17 protein-coding genes are annotated in these 24215 nt (G+C 63.6%); 7 read left to right on the top strand and 10 right to left on the bottom strand.

Going from position 1 to position 24215, the window contains the following annotated elements:
* Positions 1 to 26: 26 nt before the first annotated feature.
* Complete coding sequence (locus BGO80_RS07300) at positions 27 to 1265, bottom strand: sugar ABC transporter substrate-binding protein (RefSeq protein ID WP_126150995.1); 1239 nt, start codon at positions 1263 to 1265, stop codon at positions 27 to 29.
* Positions 1266 to 1464: 199 nt separating this feature from the next.
* Here BGO80_RS07300 and BGO80_RS07295 point away from each other — a divergent pair, with 199 nt between their 5' ends.
* The 3 genes from BGO80_RS07295 to BGO80_RS07285 are packed head-to-tail and all read left to right on the top strand — an operon-like array spanning position 1465 to position 5962.
* A complete protein-coding gene (locus BGO80_RS07295) occupies positions 1465 to 2694 on the top strand; it encodes an ROK family protein (protein WP_286720484.1) in 1230 nt (409 codons plus the stop codon).
* A 24-nt stretch (positions 2695 to 2718) separates the two neighbouring features.
* A complete protein-coding gene (locus BGO80_RS07290) occupies positions 2719 to 5082 on the top strand; it encodes a PIG-L family deacetylase (protein ID WP_286720482.1) in 2364 nt (787 codons plus the stop codon).
* A 1-nt stretch (position 5083) separates the two neighbouring features.
* Positions 5084 to 5962 carry a DMT family transporter gene (locus BGO80_RS07285; protein ID WP_286720480.1) on the top strand — a complete coding sequence of 293 codons (879 nt, stop codon included), beginning with the start codon at positions 5084 to 5086 and terminating at the stop codon, positions 5960 to 5962.
* Between the two features lie 103 nt (positions 5963 to 6065).
* On the opposite strand, the gene BGO80_RS07280 is transcribed toward BGO80_RS07285, so the two are convergent.
* The 9 genes from BGO80_RS07280 to BGO80_RS07240 form a co-directional block, all read right to left on the bottom strand.
* The gene (locus BGO80_RS07280) at positions 6066 to 8570 is read right to left on the bottom strand and encodes a PIG-L family deacetylase (protein ID WP_286720479.1); all 2505 of its coding nucleotides are present in this window, start codon (positions 8568 to 8570) and stop codon (positions 6066 to 6068) included.
* A gap of 516 nt (positions 8571 to 9086) precedes the next feature.
* A complete protein-coding gene (locus BGO80_RS07275; RefSeq protein WP_286720477.1) occupies positions 9087 to 10673 on the bottom strand; it encodes an FGGY-family carbohydrate kinase in 1587 nt (528 codons plus the stop codon).
* 54 nt (positions 10674 to 10727) lie between these two features.
* Entirely contained in the window at positions 10728 to 12200 is a 1473-nt protein-coding gene (locus tag BGO80_RS07270; RefSeq protein ID WP_286720476.1) for a mannitol dehydrogenase family protein, read from the bottom strand.
* 57 nt (positions 12201 to 12257) lie between these two features.
* Positions 12258 to 13256 (bottom strand): ABC transporter ATP-binding protein, encoded by a 999-nt coding sequence (locus BGO80_RS07265; RefSeq protein ID WP_286720475.1) that lies wholly within the window; start codon positions 13254 to 13256, stop codon positions 12258 to 12260.
* A 165-nt stretch (positions 13257 to 13421) separates the two neighbouring features.
* On the bottom strand, positions 13422 to 14252 hold the full coding sequence (locus tag BGO80_RS07260; protein WP_286720473.1) for a carbohydrate ABC transporter permease: 831 nt from the start codon (positions 14250 to 14252) through the stop codon (positions 13422 to 13424).
* A 133-nt stretch (positions 14253 to 14385) separates the two neighbouring features.
* Positions 14386 to 15258 carry a carbohydrate ABC transporter permease gene (locus BGO80_RS07255; protein ID WP_286720471.1) on the bottom strand — a complete coding sequence of 291 codons (873 nt, stop codon included), beginning with the start codon at positions 15256 to 15258 and terminating at the stop codon, positions 14386 to 14388.
* A gap of 176 nt (positions 15259 to 15434) precedes the next feature.
* A complete protein-coding gene (locus tag BGO80_RS07250; protein WP_286720469.1) occupies positions 15435 to 16745 on the bottom strand; it encodes an ABC transporter substrate-binding protein in 1311 nt (436 codons plus the stop codon).
* A 201-nt stretch (positions 16746 to 16946) separates the two neighbouring features.
* Complete coding sequence (locus BGO80_RS07245; RefSeq protein ID WP_286720467.1) at positions 16947 to 17900, bottom strand: sugar-binding transcriptional regulator; 954 nt, start codon at positions 17898 to 17900, stop codon at positions 16947 to 16949.
* Positions 17901 to 18044: 144 nt separating this feature from the next.
* The gene (locus BGO80_RS07240) at positions 18045 to 19163 is read right to left on the bottom strand and encodes a 5-methyltetrahydropteroyltriglutamate--homocysteine S-methyltransferase (protein ID WP_286720465.1); all 1119 of its coding nucleotides are present in this window, start codon (positions 19161 to 19163) and stop codon (positions 18045 to 18047) included.
* A 127-nt stretch (positions 19164 to 19290) separates the two neighbouring features.
* On the opposite strand from BGO80_RS07240, the gene BGO80_RS07235 reads away from it, so the two are divergent.
* The 4 genes from BGO80_RS07235 (at position 19291) to BGO80_RS07220 (ending at position 24213) form a co-directional block, all read left to right on the top strand.
* Positions 19291 to 20337, top strand: coding sequence for an aromatic ring-hydroxylating dioxygenase subunit alpha (locus BGO80_RS07235; RefSeq protein ID WP_286720463.1), 1047 nt, complete (start codon positions 19291 to 19293; stop codon positions 20335 to 20337).
* A complete protein-coding gene (locus BGO80_RS07230; RefSeq protein ID WP_286720462.1) occupies positions 20334 to 21068 on the top strand; it encodes a GntR family transcriptional regulator in 735 nt (244 codons plus the stop codon). The genes BGO80_RS07235 and BGO80_RS07230 overlap by 4 nt, the downstream gene beginning before the upstream one ends.
* A 260-nt stretch (positions 21069 to 21328) precedes the next feature.
* Positions 21329 to 22297, top strand: coding sequence for a PDR/VanB family oxidoreductase (locus tag BGO80_RS07225; RefSeq protein WP_286720461.1), 969 nt, complete (start codon positions 21329 to 21331; stop codon positions 22295 to 22297).
* Positions 22298 to 22353: 56 nt separating this feature from the next.
* Positions 22354 to 24213, top strand: a complete 1860-nt coding sequence (locus BGO80_RS07220; RefSeq protein WP_286720460.1) for a feruloyl-CoA synthase — start codon at positions 22354 to 22356, stop codon at positions 24211 to 24213.
* Positions 24214 to 24215: the final 2 nt, after the last annotated feature.

Raw genomic sequence — 24215 nt, 5'->3', positions numbered from 1 at the left:
ACCGATCTGGAGTTTTGAGGCTAGGCTTACTGACGGCCGGCGTCGATGATCGCCTGCTCGGCGGCAGCGGCCTGAGCAATCGAGTCTTCGATCGACTGGCCTTCCAGGAGCACGCGGTTGACCATGTCGATCGCGGTCTGGCGCTGGGCAGCTTCGTCGTAGAAGCGGGTGGTCTGGGCGTATTCGAGACCCTTGAGGAACGGCCCACGGATCGGGTCGTTGAGGTTCTTCTCGGTCAGGGCGACATCGCGGCGAGCCGGCAGTTCACCCACGATGTCGAGCCAGATTTCCATGGCTTCGGCCGAAGAGATATAGGCCAGGAACTTCTGGGCCGCTTCCAGCTCTTCGCCTTCCGAGGTCGCGCCGATGGCATTGGCGAAATAGCTCGAATAGTTCGACTTGACGCCGTCGGCATTGGCCGGCAGCTCGACAACACCCCATTCGAACGGGTTATTGGCGAAGGCGCCGAGACGGAAGGTGCCGTCGATGGTCATGGCAGCAAGACCAGCGCGGAAAGCGGCCTGACCTTCATCCATGAAGCCGACGAGACCAACATTATGCTCGGTCTGCAGGTCGGTGTAGAACTTGAGGGCGGCAGCGCCGGCTTCGTCGTTATAGGCGACATTGCCTTCGGCATCGTAGGGCACGCCACCGAACTGACGGATCAGGTCTTCACGCCACCAGTGGTGGTCCTGGCCGGCCATGTCCATGGTGATGCCAGCAGAGGTGATATTGCCCGAACCATCGCGCTTGGTGGTGGCTTCGGCAGCGGCAACCAGCTCGTCGAGCGTGGTCGGCGGCTCGATGCCGGCTTCGGCGAAGATCGCCTTGTTGTAGAACAGGGCGAGCGAACGCACGGCGGTCGGCAGGCCGTAATAATCGTCGCCGCGCTTCATGGCCGAAACGATCGGGAAGAAGTCGGCTTCGATTTCCGCATGCGGGAACACGGCCGGATCGAGCGGCTTGATCAGCCCGCCATTCACGAACTGGTCGGTCCAGCCATAGAACAGCTGCACCACGTCCGGACCCTGGCCGGCAACCTTGGCGGCGACGACGCGGGTCTGGTAGTCGGCATAGGGGAAGGTGGTGTGCTTGACGGTGATGTCGGGATTGGCCGCCTCGAAATTCTCGATCAGCTTGTCCATGGCCTGGACGCGGCTGTCGAACACATACTGCCAATACTCGATTTCCACGGCCTGGGCAGAACCCAGCGCCAGAAAGCTGATGCCGGCCGCGAGTCCGGCCATCTTTGCCTTGGTGAACATTTTATCCCTCCGTTGAACCGCCGATCCTGTGGCGGCCATATCTGGTGCGAGACAGGCGCACGACCGCCAATCCACCTTTAGCGTGAGATATGCGACGCTCCCTTGTCAATAAAATAATCTACTTGAGTTATTATGTTCACCGACTAGTCTGGTTTCAGTTTCATGTGCTAGCTGTACCGCGCCGGGAGGAAAGCCGATCTTGAACAGCCGCAGCAAACGCAATTTGCGTCAGCGCGTTGCCATTGGCTCTAACCCGGAGCGCAATCGCGCTCACAATCGCCGGGTCGTGCTCGAAGTCATCCGCATGCACGAACATCTGGGCCGCACCGAAATTGCGCGCCGGGCCCAGCTCACCCCCCAGGCGGTGGCAAATATCGTCGAAGAACTGCTCGAAGAGGGCCTTCTGATCGAGCTGGGGCGCCTGCGCTCCGGCCGTGGCCAGCCGCCGATCCAGTTCGCGGTCAATCCCAATGGGCCGCTGACCGCCGGCATCGAAGTGGCGGCCGACCATATGGTCACCGTGCTGCTCGACCTTTCCGGCGGCGTGCGCGGGCAGTCTATCATCGCCCTGGCGCCCGATGGCCAGGGGCCGGATGTCGTTCCGGGCCTTGCCGCCACCGAAGTGCGCAAACTACAGGCGACGCTGGGTGCCGACAGCAATTCCCTGCTCGGCGTCGGCGTGGTGATGCCTGGCCCGTTCGAAATCGAAGGCATGAGCTCGGTGGGCCCCGCCACCCTGCCCGGCTGGACCGGCGTCGATCCGGCGCCGCTTTTCGCCAAGGCGACGGACCAGCATGTGGTGGTCGAAAACGACGCCACCGCCGCCGTTGTCGGCGAACGCCTCTATGGCGCGGGGCGGCAATTGAGCAATTTCTGCTATCTCTATTTCGGCGTGGGCCTGGGGCTTGGCGTCATCCAGGACGGCCGCCCGGTGCGCGGCGCCTTCGGCAATGCCGGTGAAATCGGACATGTCGGCCTGACCCCGCGCCGTGGCAAGGGCGTCTATGGCCCGGCCGGCGCGCTCGAGCGCTTCGTTTCGGTCTTCGCCCTGCGCGAGCGCCTCGCCATGGCAGGCATCTATACGGCCACGGTCGAGGATTTTCAGAAGCTGCATGACGCCAACAACCAGACGCTGCTGGACTGGATCGCCATGGCTGCCGACCATCTGGCGCCCACCGTCGCCATGCTGGAAAATATCTACGATCCGGAAACGGTGATCTTCGGCGGCGGCCTGCCCGATTCGGTGCTCGATGCCGTCATCGCCGCACTTGATCCGCTGCCGGTTTCGGTAGCGACGCGCCTGCAACGCTCCCTGCCCCGCGTATCGCGCGGCCAGACCGGCCAGTTGACCGCCGCCCTCGGGGCCGCCGCGCTGCCGCTGCTCGACACCGTCTCGCCCCATCTCAGTGTTGCCGATCCGGCAAACTGACACTTTCTGAATTCGGAATTCGCCATGCTGACCGATCGCCAAAGGCTTCGCCACGAAGCCGCCAAACCCTATCTCGTCACCCTGCGCCACGCGCTTGGACGCCTGGGGTCGCCCCTAACCGTCATGAATACCGGCGCTCACCCGGATGACGAGCAGAACGAGATGCTCGCGACGCTGCGGCATCAATATGGCATGCGCATCGTCATCGCCTGTTCGACGCGCGGCGAAGGCGGGCAGAATACGCTGGGGCCGGAGCGCGGCGGCGCGCTGGGCGTGATGCGCAGCCGGGAAATGGAAGAGGCGGCGCGCGCCATCGACGCCGATATCGCCTGGCTCGGCCATGGCCCCGACGATCCCGTGCATGATTTCGGCTTTTCCAAATCCGGCCCGGACACGCTGGCCCGCTGGGGCCGTGACCGCACGATCGAGCGACTTGTTCGGGCCTATCGGCAATTCCGCCCCGATATCGTCATCCCCACCTTTCTCGATGTGCCGGGCCAGCATGGCCACCATCGCGCCATGACCCAGGCCGCCGAAATCGCGCTGGCGCTGGCCGCCGATGCCACCGCCTATCCCGAACATGCCGCCGAGGGGCTGAAACCCTGGAGCGTCGCAAAATATTACCTGCCGGCCTGGACCGGGGGCGAGAACGGCTACTACGACGATGAAGTGCCGCCACCGCCGGCCACATCGAACGTGCGCGCCCTGGGCAGCGATGCAGCGACCGGACTCGCCTATGCCCGCATGGGCGAGATTTCCCGCGCCTATCACGCCAGCCAGAATATGGGGCACTGGATCCACCCGCCGGTGACCAGCTGGGACCTGCATCTGGTGGGCGGCAGCAGCGAAGCCGAGGTGACCGCCGGCCTGCCGACAAAACTCGCCGATCTTGGGGATCACCCGGCGCTGGCCGAGGCCGACGTCGCCTTTGCCGAGGCTTTGGCCGCGTTTCCGAACGCAGCAGCGGTCATCGAAACGCTGCTGTCAGCACGCGCCGCTATTGCCCGCGCGCAAGCCGCCTTGAGCGATGACATATTGAACCTGCATGGCCATCGGCTCGCCCGCAAGCAGAGCGAAATCGACGCCGCCATCGCGGCGGCCGCCAATATCCGCGTCATGGCCAGCCTGTCCTCGGCCAATGTCGTGCCCGGCGGCAGTTTTGACCTGATAGTGGAGGTCGAGCCCGGCCTGGCTGATTCGATCAGCGTAACGCCGATCACCGGCGAGGCGCTGCATTCGGCTGCAAGCGTGACGGTCGAAACCGGCGCGAGGATTGCCCTTTCGGTCCGTTCCGACGCCAAGGTTACCAATGCCTTTGCGCCCGACTGGCTGAGTCTCGGCGGCAATGGCGCGATTTCCCTCGCGGTCACGGCCCATGTGGCCGGGGCACCGGTGACATTCCGCGTCGATACCGAGGAGCCAATCCAGGTGGCGCCGCCCCATCCGCTGCGCCTCTCGCCCGAGACACTGATTCTCCCCCTACCCGCGACAGGCGCGCATCGCATTGCCACCAAGCCACATATCGCCGCCGACCGGCTGGGCCTCGATATGCCGGCCGGTCTTGCCGTGGAGCGGCAGGGCGATGATCTGGCGCTGGTGGTGAGTGCCGGTCTGGCACAGGGGCGCTATGCTATGCCGGTAACAGTCGATGGTGCGCCCGCTCATGTGGTGGCGCCGATCGACTATCCCCATATCGGCGGTACCCGCTTCGTGCGGCCCCTGACACTCGACGTGCTGGCACTCGACCTGGTCGTGCCCAAGACGCGTATCGGCTATATCGGCGGCGGCAGTGACCGCGTCGGGCATTGGCTGGAGCGCATGGGCGCCGATGTCACAATGCTCGATACCGAGGCTTTGGCGGGGCCGCTGGACGGGTTCGACACCATCGTCATCGGCACCTTTGCCTTTGGCAGCCGGCCCGATCTCGCTGCCGCCACCGCGAGCCTGCATGACTGGGTGAAACAGGGCGGGCATCTGGTCACGCTCTATCATCGCCCCAGCGATGGCTGGTCGCCGGATACAACGCCGCCGCGCCGCCTGGTCATTGGTTCGCCCTCGCTGCGCTGGCGCGTCACCAATCCCGCTGCCGAAGTGACGCTGCTGGCGCCCGCGCACAGCCTCTTTGCCGGGCCCAATCGCATCACGGCGGAGGATTTCGCCGGCTGGGACAAGGAGCGCGGGCTCTATTTCGCCTCGGACTGGGATGGCGCCTATGTGCCGCTGCTGGCCATGAGCGATGAAGGTGAGGCGCCGCTCACCGGCTCGCTGCTCTCGGCCGAGATCGGCAAGGGGCGGCATACCCATACCAGCCTCGTGCTGCACCATCAGCTCGACAAGCTGGTGCCGGGCGCCTTCCGCATCATGGCCAATCTCCTGCAGAAGGCCTGACATGCCCAAACCCGCCGGGCCCGAATTCGGCATGGTCTGGCTGCTCTGCGACATGGTGCTGGTGACCATCATGACCGTTCTGGTCAAGCTCGGCGGGGCCGATTATCCCGCCGTGCAGATGGTGTTCATCCGCTCGCTGGTGGGCCTCGTGAGCGTCTTGCCGCTGGCCTGGCGGCATCGGCAGGCGCTGCGGCAGACACGGGCTTGGGGCCGCCACGCCTTCCGCGTCTTCTGCAATACGGCTGCGCTCAATGCCAATTTCGCCGCGCTCACCGCCCTGCCTTTGGCGCTGGCCAATGCCATCGGCTTCATGCGGCCGCTGGTGGTGCTGGCGCTGGCGACGCTCATGCTGGGCGAACGCTCCGGCCCCTGGCGCTGGATCGGCGCCGGCATTGGTTTCCTCGGCGTCATCATCATGGTGGCGCCGGGCGAAGTCGCATGGAACGCGGGCATCCTCGCGGCTTTGGCGGCCGTGGTCTTCGGCTCGCTGGCCACGGTGCAGACGCGGGCGCTCAAGGGCGAGAATACCACCGTGATGATGGTCTTCTACACGGTCGGCCTCACAGTCTTTTCCGCTGTTCCCGCCGGCTTTGCCTGGCAGCCGGTCGCGATTGGCGACTGGCCCCTGCTGCTGGGCATCGGCGTCATCGCCCAGATCGCGCAATATTGCTATTTGCGCGCCTATCAATCCACCCCGGCCAATGTGCTGGCGCCGCTGGGCTATCTCTCCATCGTGCTGGCCAGCCTGGCCGGTTTCCTTGCCTTTGGGGAAGTGCCCGCCTGGACCACCCTTGCCGGCATCGCGGTCATTCTCTTCGCCCTGGCACTGACCTCGCGCCTCGATCGCCGCCATCCAGCCACCAACGACCCGCAGGCCTAATGAAAAAGCCCTCCGATCCGGGGCAGGATCGGAGGGCTTTTATTGCCGCTGATGCGGCGGGGGCGGCTCGCGGCAGGGAGGTCCCCGCGAGCCGGATGCTTGATCAGCGCTTGGCGGGCTGGATCAGGTTGGCCATGATGCGGAAGGCACCCGGCGTCAGCTTGTCGAGCTGGTGATGCAGCACGAGGCTGGTATGGGTGTGGCGGCCTTCGCCGATCTCGGCGGAGAGCAGCGAACCGGTCAGCGGCTCTTCGCCGGCATCGTTCATCGCCAGAAGCGGCTTGTAGACCTCGTCCCATTCCGACGCGAAATAGAGACCGCGTTCCTTGTCCCAACCGGCCCAGTCTTCTTCCCCAATGACGTTGGGGTAGTTGAGCAGCGGATGATCGGGCTCGAGCACGGTCACCGGCGCCTTGGCATCGGTCACGCGATAGCGGATCGAAGGTGTGCCGATCTTGAGGAAGGCCAGCGGCACGGTGTCGTTGTTCCAGCCATCCGAGGGACGGTGGTAGAGCGTCACCAGGTGACCGCCATTCTTGACCCATTCGTGAATGCCCGGCAGAGCGGCCACGAGATCCTTGCGGCGACCGAAGGAGAAGATACCCACGACCAGGGTATCGAGGTCGCGATAGGCACCCGCTTCCATATCGGCCGGGGTCAGCTCCTTGAGGCTGACGCCGAGTCGCTTGAGCCAGGTGGCGACATTGTCATTGCCGCCGCCGATATAGCCGATCTTGCCTTCCGGGATCAGTGCACCAACCGACTGCACCGGCACCGCGACTTCCGTCGGCACGACCGAACGGCCGATATGGGGGTAGGAGAAGACGTTGATGGCATAGGCCTGCTTTTCGAGCAGCTTGGGCGCAATGGTGATGCGCTCGGTGCCCAGCTCGGCCGGCGGGGCCAGCTCGAAGGTGCCGGCTTCCGAACCGGTTTCGCCAGTTGCCGTCATAGACCAGCCTTCGGGCAGGTTGAAGTCGAGATCGGCCGTCGTCGCACCGGAAACCACGGCGGTCATTTCGACCGGCACGATTTCCTTTTCGGTGTTGAACACCACGGCATCGGGCTTGAGCTCGAGCGAAGCCTCGGGCAGCACCCGCAGCGCATCTTCGAGGTCGATATCGAACACGGCCTTGTAGCCATCGATATCAGCGGTCAGCTGCACATAGGCATCGCCATTGCCGCCGAGCGGGTCGAACTGCTCGTTCAGCGGGTTGGTCAGCGCTGCGTCAGCCGCGATGGTGACCTTGACGCCATCTTCGCTGGTGGTGCTGGTGATGCCATCACGGGCAATGACAGCCACCGATGCAACCTTAACGGCCTCGGGCGCATCGACCACGGTCTTGACCACGATGTCCTGGCCCGGACGCAGATCGCCGCCATCGGTGAAGGCACGGATATGCATGCCGGCAGCGGTAGCGAGCGCCAGGTCGACTTCCTTGATCTTGCGATCGAGGCGATGACCGGCCTGCAGTTCCAGCTCTTCGGGCAGGTTGGCGCGGGCTTCGGTGATGGCCTTGCCGATTTCGACCAGCTTCTTGGTGACCACGACCGGATCGCCATAGTCGGAAATGGCTTCTTCGATGAGGCCATGGGCATTGCGCAGCGCGTCGGCGGCGGAAGCGGGCATGCCATCGAGCGCAGCGACGTGACCGACAGTGGCGATGAGGCCATCGCGAATGTCGTTTTCCTGTTTGCCGGCTTCGCCATTGGCGGCCCAGCTCAGGTTCAACGGCCATTCGGTCTGCGGATCGGGACGCCAGGAGCCCATGCCCTGCGTCAGATGGCAGGAGCGGGACCATTCGCCCATCTGTGGGAAGGTGGCGCCGGAAATCGGGTCGCGCTCGGGGGCACGCACCACCAGCGTCTGCGGCGGCGGCGGAGTTTCGTCGTCATAGACGCCGCCACCACCGCCCCATGCGGGCTGATAGATCTTCGGCACGCTCCAGGGTTTCAAGCCCGCAGCGATCTGGTTGGGGAATTCGTTTTCGTCGCCGGAAATCTTGGCAGTGACGAAGGTGGCGACGTTGGCGGCGCGGTGATGACCGTGCTGACCGCCCACGTCGAGGAAGCAATTCATGATTACGTCGGGGCGATAATAGCGGAACGCCCAGGTCATGCGCTCGATGACGCGGTCGCGGCCCCAGCGGTCGATGGTCTGGTTCGGGTCCTTGGAGAAGCCGAAATCGTGCACGCTGTCATGGTGGCCCTGGCCGCCAAAGGCCAGCGAGGCGTCGAGGGCGCGCGAGGCTTCGGTCATTTCACGGGTGCGCAGCACGCCGAGAACCGAACCGCGCTCCGGACCGATGGCGTTCTGGCCGCCTTCGCCACGGGTGATGCAGTAAAGCACCGGATGAATGCCATAGACATGGCGCAGAGCCGCCAGCATGCCGCTGGGCTCGTCATCGGGATGCGCGCCCGTGGTCATCAGGGTGACGGTCGATGTCAGGCGCTCCAGCTGACGATAGAGCTTGACGATGGCCGGCTCCCCCTTCTGAGCCGCGATCAGTTCCAGATTGGAGGCGGGAGCCGCCCAGGCGGGAATCTGCGTGGCCGCCAGCAAAGGCGGCACGGAGGCGATAAAGGTTCGCCGAGTCAAACGTGTCATTGGTCTTTTCCTCTCCATGACCGGGTCGCAGCCGGGCCCTCCGCGGCCCTCTGCAACGATCATGTGACCAACTATGCGGACGCTATTAACTTAACTCAAGTGTGTTAATCAGATTCTTTCCGGGTGTTTTTCATGCTGTGAGAGAAATGAAAAAGGCAATGCAGATCAAATGATTGGCCAATGCCAGGCAATAGCAAAACCGGCCGACTACGCCTAAAGGACGATGCGCGGAAACGGAAAAATTCGACAGGGATCGGAGCAAGGGTCCCTGGTCTGCGCAGTTGCGCCCAACAGTCCGGCATGGGAGCAATGCTCAATCTGACTGCGAGTTGGCGCTATTTTTTTGGCAGGCTACGTCTCAAGCACCACGCCGCCCTCGGGCTTGACCAGAGGGCCTGTCAGCGCGCCACGTGGACGAACTGGTGCAGGCGGAGATTGGCCCTTGGGTCGAGCCCGAGGGTGGAATCGGGCGTGTTGCAGCTGTCGCGCCAGAGTTCCAGCCGGACTCTCGCCCGGTCAGGACAGCGCGTCGAGCGCCTGGCGATGACGCTGCATTTCGAGAAAGATGCGATAATCCCGGTCGAACTGCGCCCGCGCCAAGGGGTTGGGTTCGCGCACCGTGCCGCCCTGGTCCATGCCCCGGCAGGCAGCATCGAGGCTGGGATAGAGCGCGGCAGCATTGGCAGCGATCATCGCCATGCCCAGCAGCGTTGCATCCGGGGTTTGCGGTTCGGCGACGCGACAGCCGGTGACATCGGGATAGAGCTCCATCAGCAGCGGATTTTTGGTGTGTCCGCCAATGATGTGCATGGTGTCGATGGCGTAGCCGCCGCGCTGCATGGATTCCAGGATATGGCGGATGCCCAGCGCAATGCCGACGCAGCTGCGCCAATACAGGCGGCAAAGACTGTCGAAATCGCTGTCCAGCGTCAGGCCCGAAATCACGCCCAGGGCGTTGGGATCGGCCAGAGGCGAGCGGTTGCCGTGGAAATCGGGCAGCACATGCAGCCGGTCGGCCAGCGCAATGCCTTCGGCTTCGCGCAATTCCATGATGCGGGCGACAATGGCCGCATGCCGCTCGGGCGTCGGCTCGCCACCGGCGCCGTGCCATTGCACGATATGGTCGAGCAGCGCCCCGGACGCCGACTGCCCGCCTTCGAGCTGCCAGAAGCCTTCGAGAATGGTGCCCAGATGCGGTCCCCATATGCCATTGATGCCGATCCTGCGGTCGGACATGGCCATGACGCAGCTAGAGGTGCCGGCGATCAAGGCGCAATGGCGATGCATCTGCGCGGCCTCTTTGGTGAGAGGCCCCAGCACCGCCAGCGCGCCGGCATAGGCATCGACGACGCCCGCCCCCACCCGGCAGCGCGATGTCAGGCCAAGGTCCGCTGCGGCCTTTTCAGTGAGCGGCCCGAGATCGGCGCCCACCGGTTTGGCCACATCAGGCAGGGCAGCGCGCTCGAACAGGTCTTCGAGGCCCACCTGCGCGAGGAAATCACGCTTCCAGGCAGTGTCCTGATGCGCCAGATAGGTCCATTTGGTGGCCAGCGTGCATTGCGAACGCGCCAGCGATCCCGTGGCCATGAAGGATAGAAAATCGGCCAGATCGAAAATCATGCCGGCGCGGGCCCAGCTCTGCGGCAGGTGCCGCTTGAGCCACATGAGCTTGGGCACTTCCATTTCGGGCGACATGACGCCGCCGATATAGTCGAGCACTTCGTGACCGGTGGCCGTACATTCTTCTGCCTCGGCCAGCGCGCGGTGGTCCATCCAGACTATGGTGTCCCAGCGATCTTCGCCGGCAGTGGTCACACTGACCGGCTGGCCAGCCGGATCGCGCACCACCAGCGAACAGGTGGCATCGAAGGCGATGCCGGCGATATCGGCGGAGGCCGCGTCCGCACGCGTCATGGCCCCGCGCACCGCTTCGCACACGGCCTGCCAGATCTGGGTACTGTCATGCTCGGCGAAATTGGCGTCTTCGCGCCGCATCACAATCGGAAAAGCGTGCCGCCCCAGCAGTTTGCCAGCGGGCGTGAAAACGCCTGCCCGGGCACTGCCCGTTCCGACATCCACTCCCACCAGGAGGTCTTGCGCCACGCCGGCCTCTCTTCTTGGTCCGGCGCGGACCATAGCGGATGACGCCGGACGGGGCTAGAGCCGGTTGGCCAGATAGGCTTCGAGCGTGGCGCGCGTGCCGTTTGTCCAGAGGAAGTCGAGGCAAGTGCCGAAGGCGGCGGCAAAGGCGGGCGCTTGGGCGAGATCGCCATAGATGTCGCTCATTTCAAGCCAGGCACGCGGATCGTCTTTTGCCCGTTTCGCCTGCGCCGTCAGCCGCTGCCAATTGGGATCATTAGGTTCGATCACCGCGCCACTCTCCGTGGTGCCATAGCAATAGCGGCACCACAGCGCCGAAACCAGCGCCAGCCCGGTCACCGAAGCGCCCGCGCGCACCCGGTCGAGCGCCGAGGGAATGATGAATTTGGGCTGGCGGTTGGAGCCATCGAGGGCGAGCCGGCGAATGGTGTCGCCGATCTTGGGATTGGAGAAGCGGCGTTCGCAGAGCGCGAAATAGGCATTGAGATCGGTATCGGGCACGGGTGGCACGATGGGGATGATCTCTTCGCTCTCGACCTTTTTGAGGAAAGCGGAGACCAGCGGATGCTCCATCGCCTCGTGGACGAAGTGTACATCCATGAGACCGGCGGGATAGGCGATGGTGGCGTGGCCACCATTGAGGATCCGGATTTTCATATGCTCATAGGGCGCGACATCATCAACGAACTGCACGCCGACTTTTTCCAGCGCCGGGCGGCCAGCGGGGAAATTGTCTTCCAGCACCCATTGCTTGAAGCTCTCGCAGAAGACGGGCCAACCATCCCCAATGCCGAACTGCTCGGCGAGGAGTTTTTTCTCGCGGTCTGAGGTGGCAGGGGTGATGCGATCGACCATGCCATTGGGGAAGGCGACGGTGGATTTGACCCATTCGGCGAGGGTGGGATCGATCAGCGCAGCGAGGCCAGCAATGGCGTTTTGGGTGACGTGGCCATTGCCGGGGATGTTGTCGCAGCTCATGACGGTGAAGGGTGCGATGCCGGCGTCGCGGCGCTTCATCAGACCGGCAAGGATCAGGCCGAAAGCGGTTTTCGGCGTATCGAAATGAGCGGCGTCCCAGGCAATGTCGGGATGGGTCGGGTCGAATTTTTGCGACGCCGGGTCGATGTAATAGCCGCCTTCGGTGATGGTCAGGGAGACGATGCGGATCGCCGGATTGGTAAGGGCGGCGATGACGGACTGGCTATCGCCGGGTTCGAGATAATCGACCATGACGCCGGTGATGTGAGCGGAGGAGCTGTCGGCTTCCTGCTCCACGACCGTGGTCAGCCAATCCTGCTGGCGCAGCGCATCGCGCATCGCCGCGTCCGAGGCGCGGGTACCGGCGCCGATAATCGCCCAGTCATGCCCTTCGCCGGCATTGAACAGGGCATCGAGATAGACGGCCTGATGGGCGCGATGGAAATTGCCGACGCCGAAATGGACGATACCGGGGGAGAGATCGGCGCGTGAATAGGAGGGCGCGGCGGCGCTGGTGATCGAGGAGAGGGTGGCGAGGGAGAGGTGGGGCATTGTGGTCCTCGATTTTGGGCTCCCTCCCCCTTGAGGGGGAGGGAGGCGATGAGCCGACTATTTGAGCGCCATTCCAGCCGCATCGAACTTGTAGATGCGGGCGGGGTCGGGGGTAAGCCAGACCTGATCACCATGGGTAAACGTCTGGTCGCCATCGGTGCGGACGGTCATCAGGCCGAAATCGGTCTGGACGTGGAGGAAGGTGTCGCTGCCGAGCTGTTCGGAGACATTGACCACGCCTTTCCATGCGCCTTCGCTGGTGGAGAGGCGGATATGTTCGGGGCGGGTGCCGATGGAATGGGCGCCGTGCTTGGCCGCTTCGGGCCCATCGACGAAATTCATCTTGGGCGAGCCGATAAAGCCTGCCACGAAGCGATTGGCCGGCTTCTTGTAGAGTTCAAGCGGCGAGCCGAATTGTTCGACATTGCCGGCGTTCAGCACGACGATGCGGTCGGCCATGGTCATGGCTTCGACCTGATCGTGGGTGACGTAGATCATCGTGGTCTTGAGCTGCTGGTGCAGTTCGGTGATTTCGAGCCGCATGTTGACGCGCAGCGCCGCGTCGAGGTTCGACAGGGGCTCGTCGAACAGGAAGGCCTTGGGTTCGCGCACGATGGCGCGGCCGATGGCGACGCGCTGGCGCTGGCCGCCGGACAAGGCGCGGGGCTTGCGATCGAGATAGGAGGCAAGGTTCAGCGTGCGGGCGGCGTATTCGACCTTGCGATCGATCTCGGCCTGCGGGGTTTTCGCCATCTTGAGCGGGAAGGCGATGTTGTCGCGCACGCTCATATGCGGATAGAGCGCGTAGGACTGGAACACCATGGCGAGGCCGCGCTTGGCCGGTGGCGCGTCGGTGACGTCCTGACCATCGAGCTTGATATGGCCTGAAGTCGTGTCTTCGAGCCCGGCGATGAGGCGCAGCAAGGTGGACTTGCCGCAGCCGGAGGGGCCGACGAAGACGACGAATTCGCCGTCGCGGATGTCGAGGGAAATGTCAGGGATGATTTCGACTTCGCCGAAGGACTTGTTGACGTGGGAAAGGGTGATGGAGCCCATGGGTTTAGTCCTTCACTAGCTGGGTGTGCGTGGCGGTCGCTGAAGACCCCCACCTAGCCTCCCCCTGACAGGGGGAGGGACAGATCGAGTTTGTTAAGATGCTGGTGAGCCACTGCTCGGCTCCTCCCCCTGCCAGGGGGAGGTTGGGTGGGGGTAAGCGCCGTATCACTTCACCGCCCCAAATGTCAGGCCGCGCACCAGTTGCTTCTGGCTGAACCAGCCGACCAGGAGGATAGGGGCGATGGCGAGGAGCGAGGCGGCGGAGAGTTTGGCGAGGAACAGGCCCTGGGGCGAGCTGAACGAGGAGATGAAGGCGGTCAGCGTGCCGGCGCGACCGGAGGTCAGCGTGATGGTCCAGAAGGCTTCGTTCCAGGCGAGGATGACGTTGAGCAGTAGCGTCGAGGCGATGCCGGGAATGGCCATCGGCACGAGAACATGGGTGATCTCGTTCCAGAGTTCGGCGCCGTCCATGCGGGCGGCCTCAAGGATGTCAACCGGGATTTCCTTGAAGTAGGTGTAGAGCATCCAGATGATGATCGGCAGGTTGATCAGGGTCATGATCAGCGTCAGGCCATGCAGGGTGTCGAGCAGGCGCAGGTCGCGGAAGATCAGATAGATCGGGATCAGCACGCCGACGGCGGGCATCATCTTGGTGGAGAGCATCCACATCAGGATATCTTTTGTCCGCTTGCTGGGGGCGAAAGCCATGGACCAGGCGGCGGGAATGGCGATCAAGAGACCGAGGAAGGTCGAGCCGAAGGACACGATGATCGAGTTCAGCGCGTGCTTGATATAGTCCGAACGGTCCTGCACCGCGCCGAAATTTTCCAGCGTGAAGGTCTCAGGCAGGAAGGTTGGCGGGGTGGCTATGGCTTCGGCCTCGGTCTTGAAGGCGGTGAGGATGGTCCACAGGATCGGCGAGAACAGGGTGAGCGCGACCAGCCAGGCGAGGAGCGTGAAGCCGATGCGGGTTTGGATGGGGACGCGGCGGGCCATTTAATAACTCCCGTTTTCGCACACACCGGTCGTCACCCTCGGGCTTGACCCGAGGGTGTTTGCGATGGCCGGAAGAGCCCTCGGGTCAAGCCCGAGGGTGACGATCTGTGGGGTGGCAGAAAGGCGGTTCATCTTACGCATCCAGGTTCTTCCCCACGGCGCGCATCAGGAAGATGGCGACCACATTGGCGATGATGACGGCGACGACGCCGCCGGCGGAGCCGGCCCCGATATCGTTGGACAAGATGCCGGTGCGGAAGACGAGGAAAGTGATGTTGGTTGAGGCATAGCCAGGGCCGCCGCCGGTAGTGACGCGGATTTCAGCGAAAATGCCGAGGAGGAAGATCGTCTGGATCAGGATGACGATGGTGATCGCCCGGGCCATATGCGGCAGTATGATATAGCGGAAACGGTTGATCGCATTGGCGCCATCCATTTCGGCGGCCTCGCGCTGTTCTTCCGAAAGTGACTGCAGGGCCGTCAGCAGGATCAGCGTCGCAAAGGGCAGCCATTGCCAGGCGACGATGACGATGACCGAAAACAGCGGATATTGGTTGAACCAGTCGACTGGTTGCAGGCCGAAGGCCTTCCAGAGATGCCCGAGCATGCCATAGCCCGGATGCATGAAGCCGTTCTTCCAGATCAGCGCCGCGACGGGCGGCATGACGAAGAAGGGCGAGATGACGAGAATGCGCAATATCCCCTGCCCCCAGAACGGCTGATCGAGCAAGAGGGCGAGGAAGGTGCCGCCGATAATGGTGATCGCCAGCACGCCGCCCACCAGCAGCAGCGTATTGACCAGCGCCTGGGTAAAGCTGGGATCGCCGATGACATAGGCATAATTCGCCCAGCCGGCGAAACCGGTCATCATCGGATTGATGAGATTGTAGTTCTGGAAACTGAACCACAGGGTCATGACCAGCGGCACAGCCATCCAGATCAGCAGCACGACGACGGCGGGCGCCATCATGGTGCGGGCAAGGATGCGGGTTTGTTTGGTGGCCATTCCAGAAATCTCCTGCGTGGAGAAAAACCCCCACCCGGCCTCCCCCTGAAGGAGGGGGAGGGGTTATCTCCACTCGTGGACGAGATGCTGCCACGGGCACAGTCTGCTCCTCCCCCTTCTCCAGGGGGAGGTCGGGTGGGGGTGGCGAACCATCCCCACTCTCATCGCGCGGAGCCCTACTTGATATATCCAGCGCGGGTCATGTCGCGGGTGGTGGCCTCCTGGGCCTGGGCCAGGGCGTCGTCGGCGCTCATCTGGCCGGCGAGAGCCGCCGAGAACAGCTGACCCACATTGGTGGCAATCCCGGCAAATTCAGGAATGGCCACGAACTGCACCCCGGTATAGGGCACCGGCTTGACCGTCGGATTGTTCGGGTCGGCCGAGTTGATCGAGGCCAGGGTCATGGCGGCGAAGGGCGCGGCGGCCTGATAATCCGGGTTTTCGTAAAGCGAGGTACGAGTGCCCGGCGGCACATTGGCCCAGCCTTCCTTTTCCGCCACCAGGGCCAGATAGTCCTTGCTGGTCGCCCAGTTGATGAACTGCTCGGCCGCCTCGGCATTCTGCGAGGAAGCCGGGATGGCCAGCGACCAGGCCCAGAGCCAGTTGCCGCGCTTGCCGAGGCCGGTATCCGGCGCCTGGGCGAAGCCGACCTTGTCGGCAACGGTGGAATCGCTGGGATTGGTGACGAAAGAGGCCGCAACCGTGGCGTCGATCCACATGCCGCACTTGCCCTGCTGGAACAGGGTCAGGTTTTCATTGAAGCCATTGGACGAAGCGCCCGAGGGGCCGGCATCGGCCATGAGCGACAGATAGGTGTCGAGGGTCGACTTCCATTCGGGCTGATCGAACTGGGGCTTCCAGTTTTCGTCGAACCAGCGGGCGCCGAAGGAATTGGACATGGCGGTCAGGAACGCCATGTTCTCGCCCCAGCCGGCCTTGCCGCGCAGGCAAATGCCGTTGATGTCATTGGCGCGGTCGGTCATGGCGCGAGCGGCTTCGCCGATAAATTCCCAGGTCGGGGCTTCGGGCATGGTGAGCCCGGCCTTTTCCATGAGGTCGGTGCGATACATGATGAAGGAGCTCTCGCCGTAGAACGGCGCAGCATAGAGCTTGCCGTCCATCGAGAGGCCGCCACGGATGGCCGGCAGCAGGTCGTCCACGTCATATTCGGCATCGGCGGAGAGCCCGTCGAGCGGCTTCAGCCAGTTCTGCTTGGCCCAGATCGGCGCCTCATAGGTGCCGATGGTCATGATGTCATACTGACCGCCATTGGTGGCGATGTCGGTGGTGACGTTCTGGCGCAGAGTGTTTTCCTCGAGCACCACCCAATTGAGCGCGATGCCGGTTTCCTCGGTGAACGCGGACGACAGACCCTGCATGCGGATCATGTCGCCATTGTTCACGGTGGCGATGGTGAGCGTCTGCGCGGAAGCGGTTCCAACCAGCGCAAGAGTCAACGCGCCCACGAAAAGGGGTGTGAGTTTCATCAATTTCCTCCCAAGAACCAAAGCGAGCATTTGCCTTGTTCATGAGCAAATGTTCAACAGAAGGGTAATTGCTGTCAAGCGGGCTTTTGCGAGGGATCGACGAAAGCCCGGCAAGTCGCCCCATTTCTCCGCCGCAAAGGCGCAGAAATGACGATGAAGAAATGTCAGAAAACGTTACGAATGCTCAGCTTTGCGCTGGGATCAGGCCAGCAGCAATTCGGCCGTGCGCTCATTGGTGATCAAGCCACTAGCCAGTCGCCGGACCAGCGAGGCACGGATGGCCGCAGCCTTGGCGTCACCCACCGCGATAGCGATGACCAGTCCTTTTTCACGACTCGGAATTGGCGCCGAGGCCACCCGGTCATTGATCAGTCCCTCGACCAGCCGCCCCTCGGCATCGAAACACCAGCCGCAGATTTCGCCCACCGCCCCGGCCTTTTGCAGTGCCTTGTGATCGACCTCGCTCATGAACCCATCCACCACCAGCGGCGCATCGGCGCCCAGATGGCCGACACCGACAAAGGTGATATTGGCCTGGGCCGCCAGCGCCAGGGTCGAGGCGATCATCGGCTGCGCATGCAGCAATTCGCGCTCGCGGGCCGTCGAGGCGATGACCGGCAGCGGCATGGGGAAGGACCGCGCCTTGACCGTGTCGGCGACGTTGAAGATCACGTTGTAGAATGCCGCCGAGCCGTCGGGCGCGATATTGCCGGTGAGTGACACCACCTTGTGGTGCGGGCACTCCATAGGCTGCAATTGCTCGACGGCGGCCTTCAGCGTCCGCCCGGTGCCGATGGCCATGACGATCGGATCGGGGGCACGCAGGCAGCGCTCAATTTCGGCAGCGGCGGCACTGGCCACGCCAACGGTGGAGGCGGTGTGTTCCGGATCGGACGGCACCACCTCGCAATGGTCGAGCCCGAAGCGGGCGCGCAGGCGCTCGGCCAGGTCGAGACAGCGCCCGATCGGGTGATCGAGCCGCACCTTGATCAGGCCCTCGCTGATCGACAGCGATACCAGCCGCTGCGCCGATTGCCGGGAAATACCCATCTTGGCGGCGATCTGGTCCTGGGTATTGCCGGCGACGTAATAGAGCCAGCCCGCGCGCGCCGCATCGTCGAGACGAGTGGCCGAATTGTCCTGTCGCGCTGCCATGATCCCCTTCCCGAACCGTGCCTGCAATTATGGCAAAGCCACCCCGCGCCGCAAGCCATGTCCGGAAGGCGCGATGCGCTATCAATATCGCATCGCGCCCCGGCCGGATGTAGCGCCGGCCCGGATGGGCAGCGAAACCAGGGCTTAGACGTGGCCCCAGATGCTCTCTGCGGTTTTCACCACCAGGTCGAGCTTGCGGCGCTGGTCGTCCATGGTCAGGTCATTGCCCTCTTCGGTGGAGGCGAAGCCGCATTGCGGGGCGATGCCGAGCTGGTCGAGATCGGCATATTTGCTCGCCGCATCGAACTTGCGCTTGAGATCGTCGAGGCTTTCCAGTTCCGGCGTCTTGGTGGTGATAAAGCCGGGCAATACGCGCTTCTTGCCCTTCGGCAAGAGCCGCAGCGGCTCGAGACCGCCGGCGCGGTCGGTATCATATTCCATGAAATAGATATCGACATCGGTCTGGTTGAAGATCGCATCCGCCGCCGGATCATAAGCGCCTTCGGCCACCCAGGTGGATTTGAAATTGCCGCGGCACATATGCATGCCGATCAGCATGTCATCGGGCCGGTCGACGATGGCGTCATGCATCATCCTGGCATAGCGGCCGATCAGCCAATCGGGGTCCTCACCCCTGGCTTTGCGCTCGGCGCGGATTTTCGGATCGCAGAGATAGGCGAAGAAGATGTCATCCATCTGCAGATAACGGCAGCCGGCATCGTAGAACGCCTTTACCGCATCCTTGTAGGTGGCGGTGATGGCTTCGAAATAGGCCTCGGCATCGTTCTTGTATTCGCCCACCGCGATGTCGGCATCGGCAATGCGGAAGTGGATGGCGCTGGGGCCGGGAATGGAAATCTTCGGCGTCACCTTGGTATTGGCGGCGACGAACTTGAAGTGCTCCAGCATCGGGTGATCGGCCGGAAAGCTCAGCTTGTCGGTGATGACAGGCACGTCCTGCTTGGTGTGCACACCATGGAACTGAATGCCGCCGCCTTCGCGCTGGATGATGTCGAGCCCGTTGAGCATGCCCATGAAATCGAAATGCCACCAGGCGCGGCGGAATTCGCCATCGGTCACCGCCTTGAGGCCGGAATCTTCCTGCATCTTGATAACATCACGGATGGCCTCGTCCTCGATGGCGGCGAGTTCAGCCTCGTCCATCCTGCCCTCGGCGCGCGCCTTGCGGGCGGCCTTGATGGAGTCGGGGCGCAGGAACGAGCCGACGACATCGGCGTGATAGGGCGGCTTGGCGACAGTCATGGAAAGCGGTCCTCCTTGGTGGTCGGCCGCAGTGATACCCAGCGCGCCAGGCTTGGCAATGACAATCTTGCAAAATGTATACAACTCGTATTCATTGCTGCCTGAGGATCTTGAGGAGGAGACGACGATGGGTGGCCCCACCTTTCCGATGAACGCCTGGTATGCGGCGGCCTATGATGTGGAAGTGAAGCGCGAACTCTTGCCGCGCACCATCTGCAACAAGCCCGTCGTGCTTTACAGAAAGCAGGACGGCTCGGCCGCTGCGCTGGCCGACGCCTGCTGGCACCGCCTTTTGCCGCTCTCCATGGGCGAGTTGCACGGCGACAATGTCATCTGCGGCTATCATGGGCTGGAATTCGACGACACCGGGCGATGTGTATACATGCCGTCGCAGGACACCATAAATCCCTCGGCCTGTGTGAAGTCCTACCCTCTGGTGGAGCGTCACCGATTCATCTGGCTGTGGATGGGCGATCCGGCTTTGGCCGATCCGGCGCTGGTGCCCGACCTGCACTGGAACCAACACCCCGACTGGGCCGCCGACGGCAAATATATCCACGCCAAATGCGATTATCGCCTCGTCGTCGACAATCTCATGGACCTGACGCACGAAACTTATGTGCATGGCTCGTCCATCGGCAACCGCGCCGTGGCCGAAGCGCCTTTCGATGCCACCCATACCGACGATACCGCCACCATTACGCGCTGGATGATCGATATCGACGCGCCGCCCTTCTGGCGCGGCCAGCTGGGCAAACCGGGCAATGTCGACCGCTGGCAGATCATCAACTTCCAGGCGCCATCGACCATCGCCATCGATGTGGGCGTTGCGCCCACCGGCACCGGCGCACCCGAGGGGGATCGGAGCCAGGGCGTCAACGGCTTCGTGCTCAACACCATGACGCCGGAAACCGATCGGACTTGCCATTATTTCTGGGCCTTCGCCCGCAATTACAAAATCGACGAACAGGCCCGCACCCACAATCTGCGCGAAGGCGTGTCCTCGATCTTCCGGGAGGACGAGCACATCCTCGAGGCCCAGCAGAAGGCCATCGACGCCAATCCCGATCACGTCATCTATAATCTCAATATCGATGCCGGCTCGATGTGGGCGCGGCACTTGATCGACCGGATGATTAGCGAAGAACACGCCATGCAGCAGGCCGCCGAATGAGCGAAAAACCCGACCGCGCCATGCAATCGCAGCGCGCCCTGATGGGCGTGCGCGACCTGGTGATCTCAGGCGAAATTCGGGGCGGCTCGCGCCTGTCGGAAGTGGCCCTGGCCGAAAAGCTGGGCATTTCGCGCACGCCGCTGCGTGCCGCCCTGGCGCGGCTGGAACAGGAGGGGCTGGTCGAAGCCATCCCCTCGGGCGGCTATGCCGTACGCAGTTTTACCCGCGAGGACGTCATCGACGCCATCGAACTGCGCGGCGTGCTTGAGGGCACAGCCTTGCGGCTGGCGGCCGAACGTGGCGTCAGTCCGGCGCGCTTGGGGGAATTACATCGCTTGCTGGTCGAACTGGACCATGCCCAGCAGGGCGAGGTCGAGGCGATGGATTTCGACCGCTATGTCGAGCTCAACGCCACCTTCCACGAAAAGCTCTGGGGGCTGGCCAGCGAAACCATCCGCCGCGAAATCGAGCGCATCACCAGCCGCCCCTTCGCTTCGCCCAGCGCCTTCCTGCACAAGCAGGCCGATGTCATGGCCTTCCGCCGCACGCTTTACGGCGCACAGGCCCAGCACAAGGCCATGGTCTCGGCCATCGAACTGCGCGAAGGCGCACGGGCGGAAGCGCTGGCCCGCGAACACGCTCGGCTGGCAAGGCAGAACCTCGAATTCGTGCTGGACGAGGATCGGAGCCTGATCCGTAGAGTCCCGGCTTTGTCGCTGGTGGTGGGATAGAGGCGCGGCGGCCAACCTGCCGCACTGGGCGCCTCTAACCCCACAACACAGATCGTCACCCTCGGGCTTGACCCGAGGGGTCTTATACGAAAGCCGGCGTCGGACTGAAACCTATCCGCTCCTGCGCCTCCCTCCCCCTTGAGGGGAGGGATTGAGGGTGGGGGTCCTTGGGTGAATCACTGAACCACCCCCCACCCCGGCCCTCCCCCTCAAAGGGGGGAGGGGGCGACAGTGCCAAACTTTTCTGGGAGGAAAACCATATGCGCAACCGTGTCGAATGGCGCGATGCCACCGTCGCCGAGGTCAGGCAGATTGCCGATGACGTTCGCTATATCGCCTTTGCAGTCGACGGCGTCGTGCCGCGCTTCGATCCGGGCTCGCACAGCAATTTCCGCGTCGAGATCAACGGCCAGCCGGCCAACCGCACCTATACGATCATTCCCGCGCCGTCGGGCCAGATCGCCGTGGCGGTCAAGCTGCACCCGCAAAGCCGGGGCGGATCGCGCTTCATGTGGGATCTGCAGCAAGGTGCGGCGGTCAGGCTCACCCTGCCGGAGAACCGCTTCGAATTGAGCTGGCGCGCGCCGCACTACCTGCTGCTGGCCGGCGGCATCGGCATCACCCCGATCTATGGCATGGCACGGGCCCTGATGGCACGCGGTGCATCGCTCCGCGTCGTCTATGCCGCCCGCTCACGGGGGCTCATGGCCTTTGCCGAAGACTTGCAGGACCTGCTCGGCGGGCAGCTGGTGCTGCGCGACAATTCGATTGGCGAGCATGTCGATCTCGCTGCCGAATTCGCCGCCCTGCCCCCGGATGCCGAATGCTATCTCTGCGGCCCCATCGGCATGCTCGAAGCCGCCAAGGCGGCCTGGGCCGCGGCGGGCCGCCCGATCAGCCGCCTGCGCTACGAGGTGTTCGGCGATTCCGGCCTCTTTGCCGAAAAGCCCTTCGTGGTCGACGTGCTCAATCGCGACATCTCGGTGCCGGTACGCTCTGACCAGACTCTGCTCGAAGCCCTGATCGGGGCCGGGGTGGAGATGATCTATGATTGCCAGCGCGGCGAATGCGGCCTCTGCGCCGTCAAGGTGCTGGAAAAGGAGGCCGAGATCGACCATCGCGATGTGTTCTTCAGCCCCGAGGAAAAGGCCGAGAACCATCGCATGTGCGCCTGCGTCTCGCGTCTCAGCGAGGGGCGCGCCGTGATCGATATCGGCTATCGCGCCTGAGGCTCTTGCGTCGATAATAGTTATGATACATAACTATATCCGTGAGGGAGGAACTCATGGATTTTTCGGCAACGCCCATCCGCCCCGTGCGGCTGGGCAATATGGCTGCGGCTGCGGAACAGCGCGCCGATGGCACCACCATCATTCGTTCGATCGAGACGCTCGGGCCCTATCCGCGTGCCATCGTCGATGCGCTCGAGAGCTGGGCGCACAAGACCCCTGGCGCGGTGCTGATCGCAGATCGCCAGGGCGACGGCTGGCGCGAATGGAGCTTTGCCGAGGTGCTCGCGGCCATCCCGCCATTGGCCCAGGCGCTGCTTGATGCCGGCCTTTCCGCCGAGCGCCCGCTGATGATCATCTCGGGCAATGAGGTCGAGCATTTCCTGCTGGGCATGGCGGCCATCTGGGTTGGCATTCCCTATGCGCCCATCTCGCCCGCCTATTCGCTCGTCTCCACCGATTACGGCAAGCTCAAGCATATTGCCGCCCTGCTCACGCCGGGCATGGTCTATGCCAGCGACGGCGCCAAATTCGCGCCGGCCATCTCAACCACTTTTGCCGCCGATATTCCGCTGATCGTTCGCACCAATCCGGTGGATGGCCGCCAGAACCACCTCTTCGCCGACCTGCTGCAAACGCCGGTGACGCCGGCCGTGGCGGCTGCCCATGACGCAATCACGCCCGATACGGTGGCAAAGGTGCTGTTCACCTCCGGCTCCACCGGCCTGCCCAAGGGCGTGATCACCACCAATCGGATGATGGCCTGCAACCAGGAAATGATCCGCACCGCGCTGGCCTTCCTCGCGGACGAGCCGCCCGTGCTGCTCGACTGGATGCCGTGGAACCATGTCGCCGGCGGCAGCCACAATACCGGCATGGCCATCTATAATGGCGGCAGCTTCTATATCGATGACGGCCAGCCCACCCCGGCCCGCATCGGCCGCACGCTGGAAAACCTCAAAACCGTCCAGCCGACCTTTTTCACCAATGTGCCCAAGGCCTATGAATTCCTCGTCGCCGCCTTCGACGAGCATCCCGAGGCGCGGCGCAACCTTTTCGCCCGGCTGAAGCTGTTGCAATATGCCGGTGCCGGCCTGTCGCAGCATGTCTTCGACGGGCTCGACAAGGCCGCGCGCGAGGAGACGGGCCAGCATGTGATGATCATCACCGGCTATGGCTCCACCGAAACCGCGCCCTTCGCCTTCACCACCACCTGGGCGGTGTCCGAGGCCGGCCATATCGGCCTGCCGGCGGCGGGAATGACCGTCAAGCTGGTGCCCAATGGCGACAAGACCGAGCTGCGGATGAAGGGGCCGAACGTCACCCCCGGCTATTGGCGCGATGCCGAAAAAACCGCAGAGGCTTTCGATGAGGAAGGCTTCTACAAGATCGGCGACGCCGTGCGCTTTGCCGATCCCGCCGACCTGTCCAAGGGCCTGGTCTTCGATGGCCGCGTCACCGAGGATTTCAAGCTCTCGACCGGCACCTGGGTCAATTTTGCCGCCGTGCGCACCTCGATCATCAGCGCCTGCGCGCCACTGATCCGCGACGTGGTGCTGACCGGGCTGGACCTCAACTCTATTGGCGCGATGATCTTCCCGGACCTGGTCGCCTGTGCGCGGCAGGCCGAGCTGCCGCCCGAGACGGATGCCGAGACCATCCTCGCCCATCCTTCCGTCCGCCAAAAATTCGAGGAGAGCCTTGTGGCGCTGGCGCAAAAATCCACCGGCAGTTCCAACCACGTCGCACGGGCACTGCTGATGGCGGAGCTGCCCGATATCGACAAGGGCGAAGTGACGGACAAGGGCTCGATCAACCAGCGCGCCGTGCGCACCCACCGGGCCCATCTGGTCGAGGCGCTTTATGCCGACACGCCCGGCGACACAATCATTCTCTGCCCCCGGAAAGGCGCCTGATC

Source organism: Devosia sp. 63-57 (assembly GCF_001899045.1).
Lineage (GTDB): Bacteria > Pseudomonadota > Alphaproteobacteria > Rhizobiales > Devosiaceae > Devosia > Devosia equisanguinis.
This window is presented reverse-complemented; position numbering and strand designations above follow the sequence as displayed.

What these genes read in the sequence shown, in the direction of transcription:
- BGO80_RS07300 (WP_126150995.1), bottom strand. Translation starts at nt 1,265, where the DNA reads ATGTTCACCAAGGCAAAGATGGCCGGACTCGCGGCCGGCATCAGCTTT.
- BGO80_RS07290 (WP_286720482.1), top strand. Translation starts at nt 2,719, where the DNA reads ATGCTGACCGATCGCCAAAGGCTTCGCCACGAAGCCGCCAAACCCTAT.
- BGO80_RS07285 (WP_286720480.1), top strand. Translation starts at nt 5,084, where the DNA reads ATGCCCAAACCCGCCGGGCCCGAATTCGGCATGGTCTGGCTGCTCTGC.
- BGO80_RS07280 (WP_286720479.1), bottom strand. Translation starts at nt 8,570, where the DNA reads ATGACACGTTTGACTCGGCGAACCTTTATCGCCTCCGTGCCGCCTTTG.
- BGO80_RS07270 (WP_286720476.1), bottom strand. Translation starts at nt 12,200, where the DNA reads ATGCCCCACCTCTCCCTCGCCACCCTCTCCTCGATCACCAGCGCCGCC.
- BGO80_RS07265 (WP_286720475.1), bottom strand. Translation starts at nt 13,256, where the DNA reads ATGGGCTCCATCACCCTTTCCCACGTCAACAAGTCCTTCGGCGAAGTC.
- BGO80_RS07260 (WP_286720473.1), bottom strand. Translation starts at nt 14,252, where the DNA reads ATGGCCCGCCGCGTCCCCATCCAAACCCGCATCGGCTTCACGCTCCTC.
- BGO80_RS07255 (WP_286720471.1), bottom strand. Translation starts at nt 15,258, where the DNA reads ATGGCCACCAAACAAACCCGCATCCTTGCCCGCACCATGATGGCGCCC.
- BGO80_RS07250 (WP_286720469.1), bottom strand. Translation starts at nt 16,745, where the DNA reads ATGAAACTCACACCCCTTTTCGTGGGCGCGTTGACTCTTGCGCTGGTT.
- BGO80_RS07245 (WP_286720467.1), bottom strand. Translation starts at nt 17,900, where the DNA reads ATGGCAGCGCGACAGGACAATTCGGCCACTCGTCTCGACGATGCGGCG.
- BGO80_RS07240 (WP_286720465.1), bottom strand. Translation starts at nt 19,163, where the DNA reads ATGACTGTCGCCAAGCCGCCCTATCACGCCGATGTCGTCGGCTCGTTC.
- BGO80_RS07235 (WP_286720463.1), top strand. Translation starts at nt 19,291, where the DNA reads ATGGGTGGCCCCACCTTTCCGATGAACGCCTGGTATGCGGCGGCCTAT.
- BGO80_RS07230 (WP_286720462.1), top strand. Translation starts at nt 20,334, where the DNA reads ATGAGCGAAAAACCCGACCGCGCCATGCAATCGCAGCGCGCCCTGATG.
- BGO80_RS07225 (WP_286720461.1), top strand. Translation starts at nt 21,329, where the DNA reads ATGCGCAACCGTGTCGAATGGCGCGATGCCACCGTCGCCGAGGTCAGG.
- BGO80_RS07220 (WP_286720460.1), top strand. Translation starts at nt 22,354, where the DNA reads ATGGATTTTTCGGCAACGCCCATCCGCCCCGTGCGGCTGGGCAATATG.